Genomic DNA, 18,783 nt, shown 5'->3' with positions numbered 1-18,783 from the left:
CGAGGCTTTGCACCTTGCCAAGGCTCGGCGGAATGCTGCCGAGCCCCTAGACAGGAGCGTCAGTACTCCACGTCCACCAACCCCGTCTGCACCAGCATCTTCCCCCGCCTGCGCGACACGAAGACCCCCCGTCCCGCCGGCATCGGCCGCGGTCGCACCCCGCCGAGGATGTCGCCCTCGCTCGGGTCGCCGGCCAGCACCACGCCCTGGGCGCCGAGTTCCATCATCCGCTGCATGAACGCCTCGAACGACGCCCGGCCCGCGCCCGCGGTCGACCGCGCGATGATGAACCGCACGCCGACGTCACGGGCGAACGGCAGCAGATCGGTGAGGCCGCTCAACGGGTTTCCGCTGGACGTCGACACCAGGTCGTAGTCGTCCACCACCACGTACACCGTCGGGCCCCGCCACCAGCTGCGCTCCCGCAGCTGCTGGGCCGTCACATCGGCCGTGGGCGTGCGCCGGTTCATCAGGTCGGCGAGGGCCACCATGTGGTGGTCCATGGAGTTGGACATCGGGATGTACTCGGCCAGGTGCGAGGCCGGGGTGACGTCCAGCAGCGAGCGCCGGTTGTCGACCACGAAGAACTTCGCCTCGTCGCCCGAGTAGCGCCGCGTCAGCTGCGTGATGAGCAGCCGCAGCAGGTTCGACTTGCCCGACTCGCTCTCGCCGAAGACCATGAAGAACGGGTCCGTCTCGAAGTCGACGAAGACCGGTTCCAGGTCGTTCTCGTCGATGCCGAAGGCGACCCCGTGCCGGGGGAACCGGTCGCCCGCGGGCAACTGCTCCATGGGGAGTTCCCGGGGCAGCATCCGTACCTGCGGCGCCCCCGGCGCCTGCCAGTGCCGGGATACCTCGGCCGCCAGCGCGGCCGTCGCGTCCGCCAGGTCCGTGTCGGACGTCAGGCCGTCGATGCGCGGCACCGCCGCCATGAAGTGCAGCTTCTGCGGCGACACACCGCGGCCGGGCACGCCCGCCGGGACGTTCGCCGCCACCTTGCGGTCGATCTCGGAGTCCATGGTGTCGCCGAGCCGCAGTTCGAGGCGGTTCATCACGTGGTCCTTCATGTTCGCGCGGACCTCCATCGAGCGCGACGCCGTCAGGACCAGGTGGATGCCGTAACCGAGGCCGCGAGAGGCGATCTCCAGGACGGCCGGCTCCAGACTGTCGTACTCCGTGCGGAAGTTGCCCCAGCCGTCGATGATCAGGAAGACGTCGCCCCACGGCTGGTCGGTGACCGAGATCTCGCCGCGCTCGCGCCGGGTGCGGAAGTCCTGGATCGAGGCGATGCCCGCCGTCCGGAAGTACTCCTCGCGGCGCCGCAGCACACCGTAGACCTCGGACACCGTACGCCGTACCCGCTCCGGGTCCAGCCGGGAGGCGATGCCGCCCACGTGCGGCAGTCCGGAGACCGCCGCCATACCGCCGCCGCCGAAGTCGAGGCCGTAGATCTGCACCTCGTACGGCGTGTGCGTCAGCGCGAAGGAGCAGATCAGCGACCGCAGCAGCGTGGACTTGCCGGACTGCGGGCCGCCCAGGAGCTGCAGATGGCCCGCGGCACCGGAGAAGTCGAGCCACAACGGCTCACGACGCTGCTCGTACGGCTTGTCGACCAGGCCCACCGGGACGACGAGGCGTCCCGCGCCCTCGTAGCCGGGCTGCGTGAGCCCGCGCCCCTCCACGGCCGTGAGCTTGGGCAGCAGCGCGTCCAGCGAGGGCGGGCTGTCCAGCGGCGGCAGCCACACCCGGTGCGCCGCCGGCCCCTGCGCCTCCAGTCGGCGCACGATCACATCGAGCACCGTGTCCGCGAGGGCGTCGTCGACCTGCGCCGCCGAATCCGTGCGCTGCCTCGGCACCGGCGCGTAGTGCACGGGCACCTCCGCGGCCGTGAACAGCACCGGCCGCCGGTCGACGGGCAGCGGCCCCCCGGCCGCAGCGCCCTGCCTGCCCCCGGAGCGGTACACCCCGGAGACGTACGCCGCCTTGAAGCGCACCATCTCGTCGGTGCCGAACTTCAGGAAGCCGGAACCGGGCACGTTCGGCAGCTCGTAGGCGTCCGGGACGCCGAGCGCCGCGCGGGACTCGGCCGCGGAGAAGGTGCGCAGACCGATCCGGTACGACAGATACGTCTCCAGGCCGCGCAGCCGGCCCTCCTCCAGACGCTGCGAGGCCAGCAGCAGGTGCACGCCCAGCGAACGGCCGATGCGGCCGATCTGCACGAACATCTCGATGAAGTCCGGCTTGGCGGTCAGCAGTTCACTGAACTCGTCGATCACCAGGACGAGCGAGGGGATCGGCTGCAACGGGGCGCCGGCCGCGCGCGCCTTCTCGTAGTCGTGGATGTTGGCGTAGTTGCCCGCGTCGCGCAGCAGCTCCTGGCGGCGGTTCAGCTCGCCGCGGATCGAGTCGCCCATGCGGTCGACCAGCGTGAGGTCGTCGGCCAGGTTGGTGATGACCGCCGCCACGTGCGGCATCTGCGCCATGCCGGCGAAGGTCGCACCGCCCTTGAAGTCGGCGAGGACGAAGTTCAGGGTCTCCGAGGAGTGGGTGACGGCGAGGCCCAGCACCAGGGTGCGCAGCAGCTCCGACTTGCCGGAACCGGTCGCGCCCACGCACAGCCCGTGCGGGCCCATGCCCTCCTGGGCGGCCTCCTTGAGGTCCAGCATCACGGGCCGGCCGTCCGGGCCGACACCGATCGGCACCCGCAGTCGTTCGGCGAGTCCCCGTGGTCGCCAGGTGCGCTGCGGATCCACGGATGCCGCGTCCCCGAGGTTCAGCAGATCGGTGAACTCCAGGTTGGCCAGCAGCGGTTCGTCGTCGTCACCGCCGGAGGCCAGCCGCAGCGGGGCCAGCTGCCGGGCGAGGGCCTCGGCGGACTCGTACGACAGGGCGTCCGGCGTGCCCTCGTAGATGTCCCCGTTCGCGGACTCCAGGCGCAGGATGCCGGGCTGGGCGATGACCGCGAGGTCGCCGCGGGCGCCGGTGAGGTCCCCGGGCACGACCTCGATCACCGTGACGCCCTGGAGCCCCTCCATGTTGGACAGGACGGAGTCCTGCGGCAGGGAGACCCCGTCGAGGACGACGACGATGTGGGGCTCCTCCAGGAGCGGCGCGCCGCTCGGGTGGAACCGGGGGCGGCCGGCGAGACGGTCGGCCAGCAGGCCTTCGAGTCCAAGGGCGTCGGAGCCGATCAGCCGCCGGGTGCCCGCCCCGTCCACCGAGTCGGGCGCCTGGGCGTGCGGCAGCCACTTGACCCACTCCCAGCGCGGGAGCGTCTCGCGGCCCGCCGCCACCGCGATGACCAGGTCCTCGGGGGAGTGCAGCGCGGCCAGCGAGCCGGTCAGGGCACGCACGGTCGAGCGCGCGCACTCCGCGTCGCCGCTGACGGTGACGTGGTAGAAGGCACGCAGCGACACGGCCATCGGCAGATCACTCAGGGTGCCGTGGACGTCGAGGAAGCGCTCCATGGCCCCCGCGGTGAGCGGCTCCAGCCGGCCGGCCGCGCCGGACTCGGGCGCGATGAGCGGCGTGGCCAGCTCCTGCGAGCCCAGGCCGATGCGCACCTGGGCGAAGTCCTCGTCGCCCGGCCTGCGTTCCCACACCCGGCTGCCCTCGGCGACCAGCGCCCACAACTGCTCGGGCGAGGGATGCAGGTAGTACTGGGCATCGCGCTGCGCCTTCGCGGTGTCCACGGCGGCGCCGCGGGTCTGCGACAGATAGCGCATGTAGTCGCGCCGCACATCGGCGAGTTGTCCCTGGGAACCGCGCCGGAAGCGGATGACCATCGCGATGGACATGGCGACCGTCGACGCGATCATCACCATGCCCATGATCTTCATGAACGGCTGTCCGTTCGTGAAGAAGAAGACCACCGATCCGCCCATGCCGAGCGTCGGCAGCAGCTGCATGAGGACGCTTTCCTGCGGCCCCCGCGGTAGTTCCGGGGGAGGCTGGAGAACTACCTCCCCTGTGGGCACTTCGGACGGCAGCGCCCGCGGCGGGCGCTTCACGACGATGTGACTCACTGCTCCCCAATTCCTCAGCCGGGCCCCAAGAATGAGGTCCGTCCCCCGTTGACGGACGGACGCAGGCCGCCGCGTGATCCTACTGACTCCACGGGTGACCGGTGCGGGGTAGGGTGCCGGGTGTTCGCTTGAGCACACGCGAACACACCCCGTAAACCGGGGTATTCCGTGCGAGGCGTCGCCGCAGGCCACTCCTGGTGGAGCCGGACGACGCCCTTCGCGCCGATTCCCGTGGATTCCACCCGGGAAGAGGCGCAGGATTTTCACATCACGGGCGCAGGAACATTACTGAGGGGGAGTACGAGGTGAGCACGACGACCACGGGAGCAGCGGTGCCCGGCACGGGGTCGGGGTCGGGGCTCGGTTTCTGCCGGGTCACGATCGTCGCGCCCGACAGCCGGATCGACGTGGCGCTGCCCGACGACATCCCGGTCGCCGACATCTACCCGGAGATCCTCCGGCTCTCCCGGCAGGACCCCGCGGAGGGCGCCCCGGTCGGCTACCACCTCGTGCGGCGGGACGGCGCCGTCCTCGACAGCGCGCGCTCCTTCGCGGCCCAGCGGATTCTCGACGGTGAACTGCTCATCCTGCGGCCCTTCTCCGAGTCGCTGCCGCCGGCCGTCTTCGACGACGTCTCCGAGGCGGTCGCCTCCTCGGTGACGCGGCACCGCACCCTGTGGAGCGACGACCTCACCCGCGCGGCGGGGCTCGTCGGCGCGGGCGTCCTGTCCACCCTGCTCGCCTTCGTCACCTGGCAGGCCGATCCCCGGCACGACATGCACAGCCTGCCCGGCATCCTCGCGGGCGTCGCCGGAGTGCTCCTCGTCGTCTTCGCCGCCGTCCGCGGCCGGGTCTACGACGACCGGGGCGCCGCGATCGCCCTGGGCCTCGGCGCCCTGCCCAACGCCGGTGTGGCCGGCTCCGGCCTCCTCGCCCTCGCCCACGGTCAGGGCATCGGCAAGCTCCAGTTCCTGCTCGCCTGCGCGGCCGTTCTGCTCGCCTCGGTCGTCCTGACCCTGTGCACGCCGGGCGGCGACGCCCCGTTCGTCGCCTTCGTCCTCGCGTCCGCGCTCGGCCTGGTCACGGTGTTCACGGCCATCCTCGTGCACTGGACGCCCAAGGACATCGCCGCCCTGTGCGCCCCCCTCGCGGTCGGCGGCCTGGCCTTCCTGCCGGGTATGTCCATGCGTTTCGCCCGGTTGCCCATCGGCTTCGAACCGCCGAACTCCGCCCAGAACAGCGCCTACGGCACGGAGACCGTCGTCCAGGAACCGGTCGACATGAAGCGGATCGAGGCCCAGGCCCGCCGCGGGCACGAGATCCTCGTCGGGCTCGTCGGCGGCTGCGCGCTGACCGCTCTCGCCTCCTGCGCGGTGCTCGGCTTCTCCGACGACATCTGGGCCCAACTGCTCGCCCTCGCCACGGCCGTGGCGCTCCTGATGCGCGCCCAGCTCTTCCGCTACACCGGGCAGGTCGCGCCGCTGCTGGCGGCCGGGCTCGGCTCGCTCGTGCTGCTCGGCCTCGGTCTGGCGCTCAACCCGCCGCAGTCCATCCTGCGCGACGCGCTCACCGGCGACCGCTCCGGCCTCGACATCCGCGCCGTCTGGCTCGCCGCCGCGATCGCGGCCGGGGCGGCTCTCGTGGCGGCCCTCGGGCTCATCGTTCCGCGCCGGGGCCTGAGCCCGTTCTGGGGCCGCTTCCTCGAGATCATCGAGGGCTTCGTGCTCCTCACGCTGGTGCCGCTCGCGCTCGCCGTGTTCGACGTGTACGCGGCGGCCCGCGCGATGACCAGCAAGTGACCCCAGGCCCGGCACGGCCGGCCCCCCGCCCCCGGCGAGGCGGCGAAGAAAAGGATCCCCCAGCGTGAGCTTCGGCCCGCCCCCGTCCATGTACACCCAGTCCGCGCTCGCGGCCGACCAGTCGCGCAGCCGACGCCGACGCCGTCTCCTGGGCGGCATCGCGGCGGCCGTGGCGGTCGTGCTCTGCGCCGGCACGGGGCTGTTCTGGTCCCACTCGTCCGGCGACGGCAAGGGCCGGACCGACGCCGAGGCGATCCGGCAGTCCCCGGACGACGTGCGGGACGACCGCGCGAGCAGGGAGAAGGCGCCCGTCTCCCCGGAGGGCGAGACCGTCGTCAGGCACGAGGAGGAGGTCGCCAAGGGCGCCACCCGGCATGCGCCCGGCACGTGGGCCACGGGCAAGATCGTCGCGCGGGCGGTCGGCGACCGGATCACGGGCTACAAGATCGGCGGCTCGAACGACACCGACAACACGGCCTGGACCCTGCGCCTCGACGGCTCCGTCTGCGCCGTCAGCCGTGACGTCACCGTCGACGGCCGGACCGCGGTCGTCGTCCAGCCGGCGCACGGCATCTGCGACCAGGTGCTCATGCTCGACCTCGACACCGGCAAGCAGCTGTGGAAGCGGAAGATCCCGGCGGCCGACTTCGCCTACGTCACCAACACCAACGTCGCTCTGACCAGGAGCATCGTGGCCATCGCCTGGAGACAGGGCTCGGCGGCGTACGACATGGACAGCGGCAGGCGGCTGTGGAACACCACCCTCGCCACGTCGCAGTGCCACGACGCGGGCTACGCCGGAGGCCGCGCGTTGCTGGCCCTGGTCGTCTGCAAGGAGGACGACGAGAGCACCTACCGGGTGGAGAAGCTCCAGCCGCGCACGGGCCGGATCGTGTGGCGGTATCCGGTCAGCAAGGGCGTCCAGGATGTCTTCCTGCCGTCCTCCGACCCGCCCGTGATCGCCGTCGCGGCCGGGGACACCATGGTCACGGACCTGATCACCCTCGACCCGGGGAACGGCGAGCGCCTCGCCACCATCTCGCTGAAGAAGTACGAGCCCTACTGCGACCCGGAGATCCTGGGCTACTTCGGTGTCGTCGACAAGTGCACCGGCATCGTGGTCGGCCGCGACCGGATCTTCGTCAGGGGCAAGGACGGGGACGACGTCCTCAAGCCCACGAACCACATCACGGCATTCGACGTCAGGAAGGGCACCGCCGTCGCCACGTTCTCCGGGCGGCAGTTCCAGTCGGTGCTCCCTGTCCGTATGAACGGTGACGACCTGATCATCTACCGCAGCAGCCTGGACGAGGTGCAGCCGGCGGCGATGGTCGACTGGAACCCGCGGACCGGCAAGGAGACCCCGTACCTCTTGTTCCACCTGCCGGAGGGCGACGTGAAATACGGGGGGAAGGTGGGGGACGACCCCGAGTTCTCGTTCATCCTGTACGAGCGGGGCCGCGTCTTCTTCGCCCCTTACCAGCTGGAGTCCGACGACCCGCGCAAGGGGGGAGAGGTCGTTTCGATCTTCGGCGTCGGCACCGCCGGCCTCGGACACTGACCTCTCCCACACGAGAAGGGGCGGCACCCCAGGCGCCGCACCTCCTCCATGGCTACTGCACGTCCAGCCCGCCGTTGTGCGCCATGGGCTTCAGGTCGAACTCCCCGTCCCGCGCCCCCAGCACGAACGCCCGCCACTCCGCCTCCGTGTAGCGGAGCACCGTGTCGGGGTCGAGGGAGGAGCGCATCGCGACGGCTCCTTCGGGGAGGTACGCGATCTCGACGCGCTCCTCGTGCTCCTCGGTGCCCGGGGCGCAGTGCCACTCGACGCCCGAGATGTCGAGCGCGTACAGCTCGTCGCGCTCGCGTTCCTTGCGTGCCCTGGTCTCGGCTTCCGTTTCCGCCATCTCGCGGCGACCCCTTCCCGACGTAACGTACGGTCCCGGTGACGTACAGTCCCGAGGGTCACCCTAGTGGCCGTGCGCCGCCCCCCGGAGGGGTTCGCCGACCGGGGGAAACGGGCCCGCCACCGCCTGGTACCCTGAGTGACGGCCGTTCGTGTACGCACCCCCGGAGCCCCGTGCCCTGGAGGCCGCGCGCAGCGGATCCCCGCCTTCCGAGTCACGGAAGCTCCCCCGAGATGCAGACCGGGGGCACTCGGTGGCCTCAACAGACTATGAGGAGTACGCGTGTCGCTCGACGCCGCTACGAAGAAGCAGATCATCGGCGAGTTCGGTACCAAGGAGGGTGACACCGGCTCCCCCGAGGTCCAGGTCGCTCTGCTGTCCCGTCGGATCTCCGACCTGACCGAGCACCTCAAGGCCCACAAGCACGACCACCACAGCCGTCGTGGCCTGCTGATCCTGGTCGGTCAGCGCCGTCGCCTGCTGCAGTACCTGGCGAAGAAGGACATCCAGCGCTTCCGTGCGCTGGTCGACCGCCTCGGCATCCGCCGCGGTGCGGCCGGCGCCAAGTAAGGACGCCGTGAGGGGAGCGGTTCCCGGCAGGACTCGGGGGCCGCTCCCTTTGCTGTACGTGCGGAAACGTGCGCGGTGTCACTCACGCTTTGTAGTGTGGTAGCACAACGCAGGAACGCAGGACGCACGACACAGAACGAGGAGAAGCGCACCACGCCGCCGCCGGTCCTCGGTAGTGGCCCCCGGGGGGAAGCGAGCCCCGGGTGCTTCGATCGAAGACCGGCCCGCACCGCAGGCGCGCTTCTCCACCACCGTCCCCCTGCCACACGGGCAGACCAGGGACGAAGACGAGGAGAAAACGCTAGTGGAGAACGAGACCCACTACGCCGAGGCCGTCATCGACAACGGCGCCTTCGGCACCCGTACCATCCGCTTCGAGACGGGCCGCCTGGCCAAGCAGGCCGCCGGCTCCGCCGTGGCGTACCTGGACGACGACACCATGGTGCTGTCGGCCACCACCGCCTCCAAGAACCCCAAGGACCAGCTCGACTTCTTCCCCCTCACGGTGGACGTCGAGGAGCGGATGTACGCCGCCGGCAAGATCCCCGGCAGCTTCTTCCGCCGTGAGGGCCGTCCCTCCGAGGACGCCATCCTCACCTGCCGCCTGATCGACCGCCCGCTGCGCCCGTCCTTCAAGAAGGGCCTGCGCAACGAGATCCAGGTCGTCTGCACCGTCATGGCGCTCAACCCCGACCACCTGTACGACGTCGTCGCGATCAACGCCGCGTCCGCGTCCACCCAGCTGGCCGGCCTGCCCTTCTCCGGCCCGATCGGCGGCGTCCGCGTCGCGCTGATCCGCGGCCAGTGGGTCGCCTTCCCGACGCACACCGAGCTTGAGGACGCCGTCTTCGACATGGTGGTCGCGGGCCGCGTCCTGGAGGACGGCGACGTCGCGATCATGATGGTCGAGGCCGAGGCCACCGAGAAGACCATCAAGCTGGTCGAGGGCGGCGTCGAGGCGCCGACCGAGGAGGTCGTCGCCGCCGGTCTTGAGGCCGCGAAGCCGTTCATCAAGGTCCTGTGCCGCGCCCAGGCCGACCTCGCCGCCAAGGCCGCCAAGCCCACCGGCGAGTTCCCGATCTTCCTGGACTACCAGGACGACGTCCTGGAGGCCCTGACCGCCGCGGTCAAGCCCGAGCTCGCCCAGGCGCTCACCATCGCCGGCAAGCAGGAGCGCGAGGCCGAGCTGGACCGCGTCAAGGGTCTGGCCGCCGAGAAGCTGCTCCCGGAGTTCGAGGGCCGCGAGAAGGAGATCTCCGCCGCGTACCGCTCGCTGACCAAGACCCTGGTCCGTGAGCGCGTCATCAAGGAGAAGAAGCGCATCGACGGCCGCGGTGTCACCGACATCCGCACCCTGGCCGCCGAGGTCGAGGCCATCCCGCGGGTGCACGGCTCCGCTCTGTTCGAGCGTGGCGAGACCCAGATCCTGGGCGTCACCACCCTGAACATGCTCCGCATGGAGCAGCAGCTGGACACCCTCTCCCCGGTGACCCGCAAGCGCTACATGCACAACTACAACTTCCCGCCGTACTCCACCGGCGAGACCGGCCGCGTCGGCTCCCCGAAGCGCCGCGAGATCGGCCACGGCGCCCTCGCCGAGCGCGCGCTCGTGCCGGTGCTGCCCGCGCGCGAGGAGTTCCCCTACGCGATCCGCCAGGTGTCCGAGGCCCTCGGCTCCAACGGCTCGACGTCCATGGGCTCGGTCTGCGCCTCGACCATGTCGCTGCTGAACGCCGGTGTGCCGCTGAAGGCCCCGGTCGCCGGTATCGCCATGGGTCTGATCTCCCAGGAGATCGACGGCGAGACGCACTACGTCACCCTCACCGACATCCTCGGTGCGGAGGACGCCTTCGGCGACATGGACTTCAAGGTCGCCGGCACCAAGGAGTTCGTGACCGCCCTCCAGCTCGACACCAAGCTGGACGGCATCCCGGCCTCCGTCCTGGCCGCGGCCCTCAAGCAGGCCCGCGACGCGCGTCTCCACATCCTCGACGTGATGATGGAGGCCATCGACCGGCCCGACGAGATGTCCCCGAACGCTCCGCGGATCATCACCGTCAAGATCCCGGTCGACAAGATCGGTGAGGTCATCGGCCCCAAGGGCAAGATGATCAACCAGATCCAGGAGGACACGGGCGCCGAGATCACCATCGAGGACGACGGCACGATCTACATCGGTGCCGCCGACGGTCCCTCGGCGGAGGCCGCCCGCGCCACGATCAACGGCATCGCCAACCCGACGATGCCCGAGGTCGGCGAGCGCTACCTGGGTACGGTCGTCAAGACCACCACCTTCGGTGCGTTCGTCTCCCTGCTGCCCGGCAAGGACGGTCTGCTGCACATCTCGCAGATCCGCAAGCTGGCCGGCGGCAAGCGCGTGGAGAACGTCGAGGACGTGCTCGGCGTGGGCCAGAAGGTCCAGGTCGAGATCGCCGAGATCGACTCGCGCGGCAAGCTCTCCCTCATCCCGGTGATCGAGGGCGAGGACGGCGACGAGGCGAAGGACGACGCCGAGAAGTGACGTCCCGTGGCTCGAAGGTGACGGCCCGCTCCTCTTCGGAGGCGCGGGCCGTCGCCCGTACCCAAACCCTCATCCAGGGCACCGGCGGCATCGGTACCGTCCGCAAGACCACCCTCCCCGGGGGCCTGCGCGTCGTCACCGAGACCCTGCCCTCGGTCCGCTCCGCGACCTTCGGCATCTGGGCGCACGTCGGCTCCCGTGACGAGACCCCGTCCCTGAACGGCGCCACGCACTACCTGGAGCACCTGCTCTTCAAGGGCACCGAGCGCCGTTCCGCGCTGGACATCTCCGCCGCGATCGACGCCGTCGGCGGCGAGATGAACGCGTTCACGGCCAAGGAGTACACGTGCTACTACGCACGCGTGCTCGACACGGACCTGCCGCTGGCCATCGACGTGGTCTGCGACATGCTGACCGGCTCGCTCATCGTCGAGGAGGACGTCGACGTCGAACGCGGCGCGATCCTTGAGGAGATCGCGATGACCGAGGACGACCCCGGCGACTGTGTGCACGACCTCTTCGCGCACACGATGTTCGGCGACAACGCCCTCGGCCGCCCCGTCCTCGGCACCGTGGACACCGTCAACGCCCTGACCGCCGACCGCATCCGCCGCTTCTACCGGAAGCACTACGACCCGACCCACCTCGTGGTCGCCTGCGCCGGCAACATCGACCACAACAAGGTCGTACGACAGGTCCGCGCGGCCTTCGAGAAGGCGGGCGCGCTGAAGGACCCGGCCGCACGGCCCATCGCCCCGCGCGACGGCAGCCGCACGATCCGCACCTTCGGCAAGGTCGAACTGCTCGGCCGCAAGACCGAGCAGGCCCATGTCGTCCTCGGCATGCCGGGCCTCGCCCGCACCGACGACCGCCGCTGGGCCATGGGCGTCCTCAACACCGCCCTCGGCGGCGGCATGTCCTCGCGGCTCTTCCAGGAGGTCCGGGAGAAGCGCGGCCTGGCCTACAGCGTGTACTCGTACACCTCGGGTTTCGCCGACTGCGGCCTGTTCGGCGTCTACGCCGGCTGCCGTCCCAGCCAGGTGCACGACGTGCTGCGGATCTGCCGCGACGAGCTCGACCAGGTCGCCGCCAACGGGTTGACCGACGACGAGATCGCCCGCGCCATCGGCCAGTTGCGTGGCTCCACGGTCCTCGGCCTGGAGGACACCGGCGCGCTGATGAACCGCATCGGCAAGAGCGAGCTGTGCTGGGGCGAGCAGATGTCCGTGGACGACATGCTGGCGAAGATAGCCGCGGTCACCCCGGACGACGTCCGTTCGGTCGCCCGCGACATCCTGGGGCGGCGCCCGTCGTTGTCGGTCATCGGCCCGCTGAAGGACAAACAGGCCGCGCGACTGCACGACGCCGTCGCCTGACCCCCGCCGTCATCGGAAATCGGCAAGCCGGCAGCCCGGTGAGCCGGTAAGTCAGCAAGGATCGGTAAGGAAGCGAAGATGAGCAAGCTGCGCGTGGCGGTCCTCGGGGCCAGGGGCCGGATCGGGTCCGAGGCGGTCAAGGCGGTCGAGGCCGCCGAGGACATGGAGCTGGTGGCCGCCCTCGGCCGGGGCGACAAGCTGGAGACGCTGGCGGAGACCGGCGCCCAGGTCGCCGTCGAACTGACCACCCCCGCCTCGGTCATGGGCAACCTCGACTTCTGCGTGCGCCACGGCATCCACGCGGTCGTCGGGACGACCGGCTGGACCGACGAGCGCCTCGCGCAGCTGAAGGGCTGGCTCGACCAGTCCCCGCACACCGGGGTGCTCATCGCCCCGAACTTCTCCATCGGGGCCGTGCTGACGATGAAGTTCGCACAGCTCGCGGCGCCGTACTTCGAGTCGGTCGAGGTCGTCGAGCTGCACCACCCGAACAAGGTGGACGCGCCGTCGGGTACGGCCACGCGCACGGCACAGCTCATCGCCGAGGCCCGCCGCGCGGCCGGTACCGCCCCCGCGCCGGATGCCACGGTCACCGCGCTGGACGGCGCCCGGGGCGCCGACGTGGACGGCGTCCCCGTGCACGCCGTACGGCTGCGCGGTCTCCTGGCCCACCAGGAGGTGCTGCTCGGCGCCGAGGGCGAGACCCTCACCATCCGCCACGACTCCCTGCACCACAGCAGCTTCATGCCGGGCATCCTGCTCGGCGCGCGCCGCGTGGTGACCACTCCGGGCCTGACCTTCGGCCTGGAACACTTCCTGGACCTGAGCTGAGAACAGTCCCTGCCATGCGCGCGAAGATCAACTACCTTGTCACGGCCGCCGTCCTGGTCTTCTACTTCGTCCTGGTCGGCAGCCGGGGCGTGCTGCTCATAGAGACCGGTACGGCTCTCACCGTCACCTTCGGGATCGCGGTGCTGATCCTGCCGGTCATCGGTCTGTGGTTCCTGTGGAAGAACACCCAGTTCGTCCGCCGGGCCAACCGGCTCGCCGCCGAGCTCGACGCGGAGGGCGGCCTCCCCGTGGACGAGCTCACCCGCACGGCCGGCGGCCGCATCGACCGCGACTCCGCCGACGAGGTCTTCGCCAGGCGCAAGGCCGAGACGGAGTCCTCCCCGGACGACTGGCGCTGCTGGTTCCGCCTGGCCGTCGCCTACCACGACGCCCGCGACACGCCCCGCGCCCGCAAGGCCATGCAACGGGCCATCGCCCTGCATGCGGGCCGCATCCCGACCGACGCGTAACGCTGCGCGACACCGGCGGACCTCGTACCTGCGGGTGCGTCGTGGATCGTCGCGCCGTTCCGCGCCTCTTGGGGGGCGCTTTTGCTCCGGGCACTCGTGCGGCACGCGAACGGTGCCGGGCAAGCAGCCCTCGCCGGCCTCAGCGGCCGCGCTCCGCCGCCCACGCCTCCACCGCGTCCGCCGCCCGGTCGAACGCCGCCGGCCGGTCGAGAAAGTCCAACGTGTGGGTCGTGAGCAGCGCCGTCGCATCCCCCGCCGCCCGGTCCCTGCGGGCCAGCACCAACGCCTGCCCCTGCACCGTCCGCGGCAGTCCCAGCCACCGCACCGGCTGCTGCACCGTCCGCACGGAGACGACCCGCTCCCACGGCACCGTCCGCGTCACCAGCAGTCCGACCTGCCGTACGCCCCGGGGGCTCACCCACACCCCCACCCGCAGCATCCGCAAGGCCCCGGCGATCACCACCAGACCGATGCCGAGCACGACACCCGCGGACGACGACGACCCGGTCAACGCGATGAGGACCGCCGCGAACAGCACGAACGACGCGACCATCAGCACCAGTGCCGCCACGCCCACCCGCCAGGGACCGGGACGGTAGGGACGCCGCCAGCGGTTCCGGTCGTCGTACGGCAGTGCGCTCTCGGAGGCCGCCTCGAAGGTACGGTCGGCCGTCAGGAAGGGCAGGGGCACGGCGGTTCCTCACTCGGTGCTCGCGGGGGCTGTGCCCGGTGAGGCTATCCGGCCGCCTGCCCGCTCACCAGCCCGGAGCCGCCGTAAGGGTCAGCGCCCCTGGGACGCCTGGGACTGCGGAACCGGCGGATCGGACGGCGTGGACAGCGCCGGCATGCCGATGATCAGCGCGCCCACCAGCCCGGCCACGACGGTCAGACCCAGCAGCCAGCGGCCGGCTGTCTCGCCGAAGGACCCCCGCTGCCGCGGCGGGGGAGTCACATTGCTGCGGAACGTCTCGGCCTCGGCGAGGAAGGCGAAAGGTACGGGCTCGCGCCGACGGGACATCGCGGTGCTACTCCTTTCCCGGTTCGGGGTCGAACGTGCAGGTCTCACCGGTACAGACGATCGAGTACCGCAAAAGGTGCCCATGTCAGAAAAAATCGTCGGTGCGTTCTCTTGGGGTGAGGTCCTGCTCCGGCCCCGGCGGGTGCCCCCGTAAGGTGGGCGCGAACCACCGAAGTGATGGGAAGGACCCCAAGCCCCGTGACCACCCCCGAGTCGCTCACGTTCCGCAGCGATGTCACCGTCGAGCTGGTCAAGTCCAGCGCTTCGGACGCCGACGTCCTCTTCGCCGCCCGCGTCTCCACCGCCGGCGAGCAGTCCCTGGACGAGCTGAAGAAGGACCCCGAGCGCTCCAAGGGCCTGATCAACTACCTGATGCGCGACCGGCACGGCAGCCCGTTCGAGCACAACTCGATGACCTTCTTCATCAGCGCCCCGATCTTCGTCTTCCGCGAGTTCATGCGGCACCGCGTGGGCTGGTCGTACAACGAGGAGTCCGGCCGCTACCGCGAGCTGGAGCCCGTCTTCTACGTCCCCGACACCTCCCGCAAGCTCGTCCAGCAGGGGCGCCCCGGAAAGTACGTCTTCGTCGAGGGCACCCCGGAGCAGCACGCCGCGGTCAAGGGCACCCTGGAGGAGTCGTACGAGCAGTCGTACGCCGCCTACCAGCAGCTCCTCGCCGAGGGCGTCGCCCGCGAGGTGGCCCGCTCGGTGCTTCCCGTCGGCCTGTACTCCTCGATGTACGCCACCTGCAACGCGCGCTCCCTGATGCACTTCCTCGGCCTGCGCACCCAGCACGAGCTGGCCAGGGTGCCGTCCTTCCCGCAGCGGGAGATCGAGATGGTGGGCGAGAAGATGGAGGCGGAGTGGGCGAAGCTCATGCCGCTGACGTACGCCGCGTACAACGCGAACGGCCGCGTGGCCCCCTGACGAGGCCCTGTCGCGCGTCGTCGGGCCGCACGGAACGGATGTACGGGTCAGCCTCCTGAAGTGTCCGTATTGCGGCATTTAGAGAAGTTCATCTAGCCTGATCAAACGGACCCGGCACTGCTTGAACCCCCGAGCAGGCAGTGCCGGGTTCCATCTTTGTCCGGACTTACCCGATACCCCACGGGCAGACCGCGCACGGAGCACCGAGTAGCGTGTTACCCATGGCTCCGACCTCGACTCCGCAGACCCCCTTCGGGCGGGTCCTCACCGCCATGGTCACGCCCTTCACGGCGGACGGCGCACTCGACCTCGACGGCGCGCAGCGGCTCGCCGCCCACCTGGTGGACGCAGGCAACGACGGCCTGATCGTCAACGGCACCACCGGCGAGTCCCCCACCACCAGCGACGCGGAGAAATCGAACCTGGTACGAGCCGTCCTGGAAGCGGTCGGCGACCGCGCCCATGTCGTGGCCGGCGTCGGCACCAACGACACCCACCACAGCATCGAGCTGGCCCGCGAGGCCGAGCGTGTCGGTGCCCACGGGCTCCTGGTCGTCACGCCGTACTACAACAAGCCCCCGCAGGAGGGCCTGTACCGGCACTTCACGGCCGTCGCCGACGCGACGGGCCTGCCGAACATGCTCTACGACATCCCCGGCCGCAGCGGCGTCCCGATCAACACGGAGACGCTCGTCCGGCTCGCCGAGCACCCCCGGATCGTCGCCAACAAGGACGCCAAGGGCGACCTCGGCCGCGCCAGCTGGGCCATCGCCCAGTCCGGCCTCGCCTGGTACTCCGGCGACGACATGCTGAACCTGCCCCTGCTGTCCGTGGGCGCGGTCGGCTTCGTCTCGGTCGTCGGCCACCTGGTCACCCCCGACCTGCGCGCCCTGATCGACGCCTACACCTCCGGCGACGTCGTCAAGGCCACCGAGATCCACCAGAAGCTGCTCCCGGTCTACACCGGCATGTTCCGCACCCAGGGCGTCATGACCACCAAGGCCGCGCTCGACCTGCTCGGACTGCCCGGCGGCCCGCTGCGCTCGCCCATGGTCGAGTGCTCGCCCGAGGAGATCGCCCAGCTCAAGATCGATCTTGCCGCCGGCGGGGTACAGCTCTAGCAACAGACTTCAGCACCACCCGGGCCCTCGCGGTCCAGAAGCTCCCCGGGCTTCACAACTGAAGACACAACCGCATACCCGCACGGGCCACCGGTGCCCGTATCACAACGACAACTGCTTCGCACGAACGTCATGCGCGCCACGTGCCGTACCGGTACGTGGCGCGTGTGGTTGAGGAGAGTCTTTTGAGTCATCCGCACCCTGAACTCGGCCCGCCCCCGCCGCTCCCCGAGGGCGGCCTCCGGGTCACCCCGCTCGGCGGTCTCGGCGAGATCGGCCGGAACATGACGGTCTTCGAGTACGGCGGCCGTCTGCTGATCGTCGACTGCGGAGTGCTCTTCCCCGAGGAGGAGCAGCCCGGAATCGACCTGATCCTGCCGGACTTCACGTCCATCCGGGACCGCCTCGACGACATCGAGGGCATCGTCCTCACCCATGGCCACGAGGACCACATCGGCGGTGTGCCCTTCCTGCTCCGCGAGAAGCCGGACATCCCGCTGATCGGCTCCAAGCTGACCCTCGCGCTGATCGAGGCCAAGCTCCAGGAGCACCGCATCCGGCCGTACACGCTGGAGGTGGCCGAGGGCAACCGCGAGCGCATCGGCCCCTTCGACTGCGAGTTCATCGCCGTCAACCACTCCATCCCCGACGCCCTGGCCGTCGCCATCCGCACCCCCGCGGGCATGGTGGTGCACACCGGCGACTTCAAGATGGACCAGCTCCCGCTGGACAACCGCCTCACCGACCTGCACGCGTTCGCGCGGCTCAGCGAGGAGGGCATCGACCTCCTGCTGACCGACTCCACGAACGCCGAGGTCCCCGGGTTCACCCCGCACGAGCGGGACATCTCCAACGTGCTGCGCCAGGTCTTCGCCGGCGCCCGCAAGCGGATCATCGTGGCCAGCTTCGCCAGCCACGTCCACCGCATCCAGCAGATCCTGGACGCCGCGCACGAGTACGGCCGCCGGGTCGCCTTCGTCGGTCGCTCCATGGTCCGCAACATGGGCATCGCCCGTGACCTCGGCTACCTGAAGGTCCCGCCGGGCCTGGTGGTCGACGTGAAGACGCTGGACGACCTGCCCGACCACGAGGTGGTCCTCGTGTGCACGGGCTCCCAGGGCGAGCCGATGGCGGCGCTGTCCCGGATGGCCAACCGCGACCACCAGATCCGCATCGTCGACGGCGACACGGTCATCCTGGCCTCGTCGCTGATCCCCGGGAACGAGAACGCGGTCTACCGCGTGATCAACGGTCTGACCCGCTGGGGCGCCAACGTCGTCCACAAGGGCAACGCCAAGGTGCACGTCTCCGGTCACGCCTCCGCGGGCGAGCTGCTGTACTTCTACAACATCTGCCGCCCGAAGAACCTGATGCCGGTGCACGGCGAGTGGCGCCACCTGCGCGCCAACGCCGAGCTGGGCGCGCTCACGGGTGTCCCGCACGACCGGATCGTCATCGCCGAGGACGGCGTGGCGGTGGACCTGGTCGAGGGCAAGGCCAAGATCTCCGGCAAGGTCCAGGCCGGCTACGTCTACGTCGACGGGCTCTCCGTTGGCGACGTGGGTGAGCCCGCGCTCAAGGACCGCAAGATCCTCGGTGACGAGGGCATCATCTCGGTCTTCGTGGTCGTGGACTCCTCCACGGGCAAGATCACCGGTGGCCCGCACATCCAGGCCCGCGGCTCGGGTATCGAGGACGGGGCCTTCGTCGATGTCGTCCCGAAGATCGACGCGGCCCTGGAGCGGTCCGCCCAGGACGGTGTCGTGGAGCCCCACCAGCTCCAGCAGTTGATCCGCCGCACGCTCGGCAAGTGGGTCTCGGACAACTACCGCCGCAGGCCGATGATCCTGCCCGTGGTCGTGGAGGTCTGACGTCCCGTCGACTCGGACCCGGAGCGGGGCGCCTCGATTTGCATCGGGCCGCCCCGCTCCAGTACGTTTACGACCTCGCCCGGTGGGAACCCCGACACTTCACGCGTTGGACATGGTGCCCCGGACCGGGTGGGAAACCGACTCAGAGCTTCTGATAAAGTCGGAACCGCCGGAAAGGGAAACGCGAAAGCGAAAACCTGGAAAGCGCCGAGGAAATCGGATCGAGAAAAGATCTGATAGAGTCGGAAACATCGAAGGGAAGCCCGGAGGAAAGCCCGAGAGGGTGAGTACAAAGGAAGCGACCGTTCCTTGAGAACTCAACAGCGTGCCAAAAGTCAACGCCAGAT

The 18,783-nt window shown here is 70.2% G+C and carries 15 protein-coding genes; 10 read left to right on the top strand and 5 right to left on the bottom strand.

All coding sequences use genetic code 11. The features are described 5' to 3' along the window. Window positions 1-59 precede the first annotated feature (59 nt). Window positions 60-4,025 carry a type VII secretion protein EccCa gene (eccCa, locus tag ACWDD7_RS33060; RefSeq protein WP_351872992.1) on the bottom strand — a complete coding sequence of 1,322 codons (3,966 nt, stop codon included), beginning with the start codon at window positions 4,023-4,025 and terminating at the stop codon, window positions 60-62. Window positions 4,026-4,330: 305 nt separating this feature from the next. On the opposite strand from eccCa, the gene eccD reads away from it, so the two are divergent. Further along, window positions 4,331-5,824, top strand: coding sequence for a type VII secretion integral membrane protein EccD (eccD, locus tag ACWDD7_RS33055; protein WP_450460082.1), 1,494 nt, complete (start codon window positions 4,331-4,333; stop codon window positions 5,822-5,824). A gap of 64 nt (window positions 5,825-5,888) precedes the next feature. Further along, window positions 5,889-7,385: an outer membrane protein assembly factor BamB family protein gene (locus tag ACWDD7_RS33050; RefSeq protein ID WP_450460081.1), complete on the top strand. Its 1,497-nt coding sequence runs from the start codon at window positions 5,889-5,891 to the stop codon at window positions 7,383-7,385. A gap of 52 nt (window positions 7,386-7,437) precedes the next feature. Here the strand turns inward: ACWDD7_RS33050 and ACWDD7_RS33045 are convergent, their stop codons facing one another. Beyond that, window positions 7,438-7,731: a DUF397 domain-containing protein gene (locus ACWDD7_RS33045; protein WP_351872982.1), complete on the bottom strand. Its 294-nt coding sequence runs from the start codon at window positions 7,729-7,731 to the stop codon at window positions 7,438-7,440. Between the two features lie 282 nt (window positions 7,732-8,013). Here ACWDD7_RS33045 and rpsO point away from each other — a divergent pair, with 282 nt between their 5' ends. The 5 genes from rpsO (at window position 8,014) to ACWDD7_RS33020 (ending at window position 13,499) form a co-directional block, all read left to right on the top strand. Continuing rightward, the gene (gene rpsO, locus ACWDD7_RS33040; RefSeq protein ID WP_046416809.1) at window positions 8,014-8,301 is read left to right on the top strand and encodes a 30S ribosomal protein S15; all 288 of its coding nucleotides are present in this window, start codon (window positions 8,014-8,016) and stop codon (window positions 8,299-8,301) included. A 304-nt stretch (window positions 8,302-8,605) separates the two neighbouring features. Continuing rightward, window positions 8,606-10,822, top strand: a complete 2,217-nt coding sequence (locus ACWDD7_RS33035) for a polyribonucleotide nucleotidyltransferase (protein WP_351872977.1) — start codon at window positions 8,606-8,608, stop codon at window positions 10,820-10,822. Beyond that, the gene (locus tag ACWDD7_RS33030) at window positions 10,819-12,198 is read left to right on the top strand and encodes a M16 family metallopeptidase (RefSeq protein WP_450460080.1); all 1,380 of its coding nucleotides are present in this window, start codon (window positions 10,819-10,821) and stop codon (window positions 12,196-12,198) included. The genes ACWDD7_RS33035 and ACWDD7_RS33030 overlap by 4 nt, the downstream gene beginning before the upstream one ends. Before the next feature lie 78 nt (window positions 12,199-12,276). Then, a complete protein-coding gene (dapB, locus tag ACWDD7_RS33025; RefSeq protein WP_351872972.1) occupies window positions 12,277-13,029 on the top strand; it encodes a 4-hydroxy-tetrahydrodipicolinate reductase in 753 nt (250 codons plus the stop codon). 14 nt (window positions 13,030-13,043) lie between these two features. Continuing rightward, window positions 13,044-13,499, top strand: coding sequence for a hypothetical protein (locus ACWDD7_RS33020; RefSeq protein ID WP_351872969.1), 456 nt, complete (start codon window positions 13,044-13,046; stop codon window positions 13,497-13,499). A gap of 139 nt (window positions 13,500-13,638) precedes the next feature. Here the strand turns inward: ACWDD7_RS33020 and ACWDD7_RS33015 are convergent, their stop codons facing one another. Together ACWDD7_RS33015 and ACWDD7_RS33010 are read right to left on the bottom strand one after the other, a co-directional pair. Further along, window positions 13,639-14,190: a hypothetical protein gene (locus tag ACWDD7_RS33015; RefSeq protein ID WP_450460079.1), complete on the bottom strand. Its 552-nt coding sequence runs from the start codon at window positions 14,188-14,190 to the stop codon at window positions 13,639-13,641. Between the two features lie 90 nt (window positions 14,191-14,280). Continuing rightward, a complete protein-coding gene (locus ACWDD7_RS33010) occupies window positions 14,281-14,517 on the bottom strand; it encodes a hypothetical protein (protein WP_351872963.1) in 237 nt (78 codons plus the stop codon). A gap of 177 nt (window positions 14,518-14,694) precedes the next feature. On the opposite strand from ACWDD7_RS33010, the gene thyX reads away from it, so the two are divergent. From thyX to ACWDD7_RS32995, 3 genes are all read left to right on the top strand, one after another. Further along, window positions 14,695-15,444 (top strand): FAD-dependent thymidylate synthase, encoded by a 750-nt coding sequence (gene thyX / locus ACWDD7_RS33005; RefSeq protein WP_450460078.1) that lies wholly within the window; start codon window positions 14,695-14,697, stop codon window positions 15,442-15,444. Between the two features lie 221 nt (window positions 15,445-15,665). Continuing rightward, the gene (gene dapA, locus ACWDD7_RS33000; RefSeq protein ID WP_450460077.1) at window positions 15,666-16,565 is read left to right on the top strand and encodes a 4-hydroxy-tetrahydrodipicolinate synthase; all 900 of its coding nucleotides are present in this window, start codon (window positions 15,666-15,668) and stop codon (window positions 16,563-16,565) included. A 185-nt stretch (window positions 16,566-16,750) separates the two neighbouring features. Continuing rightward, on the top strand, window positions 16,751-18,436 hold the full coding sequence (locus ACWDD7_RS32995) for a ribonuclease J (RefSeq protein ID WP_450460076.1): 1,686 nt from the start codon (window positions 16,751-16,753) through the stop codon (window positions 18,434-18,436). A gap of 99 nt (window positions 18,437-18,535) precedes the next feature. On the opposite strand, the gene ACWDD7_RS32990 is transcribed toward ACWDD7_RS32995, so the two are convergent. Then, window positions 18,536-18,783, bottom strand: a 248-nt coding sequence (locus ACWDD7_RS32990; protein WP_450460075.1) for a hypothetical protein, incomplete at its 5' end; no start/stop codon positions are given.

This window comes from Streptomyces sp. NPDC001056, assembly GCF_053598955.1.
This window is presented reverse-complemented; position numbering and strand designations above follow the sequence as displayed.

Bases quoted from the DNA above. Each gene is read 5' to 3' on its own strand.
- ACWDD7_RS33045 (WP_351872982.1), bottom strand. From the start codon at position 7,731: ATGGCGGAAACGGAAGCCGAGACCAGGGCACGCAAGGAACGCGAGCGC.
- dapB (WP_351872972.1), top strand. From the start codon at position 12,277: ATGAGCAAGCTGCGCGTGGCGGTCCTCGGGGCCAGGGGCCGGATCGGG.
- ACWDD7_RS33020 (WP_351872969.1), top strand. From the start codon at position 13,044: ATGCGCGCGAAGATCAACTACCTTGTCACGGCCGCCGTCCTGGTCTTC.
- ACWDD7_RS33010 (WP_351872963.1), bottom strand. From the start codon at position 14,517: ATGTCCCGTCGGCGCGAGCCCGTACCTTTCGCCTTCCTCGCCGAGGCC.
- thyX (WP_450460078.1), top strand. From the start codon at position 14,695: ATGGGAAGGACCCCAAGCCCCGTGACCACCCCCGAGTCGCTCACGTTC.
- dapA (WP_450460077.1), top strand. From the start codon at position 15,666: ATGGCTCCGACCTCGACTCCGCAGACCCCCTTCGGGCGGGTCCTCACC.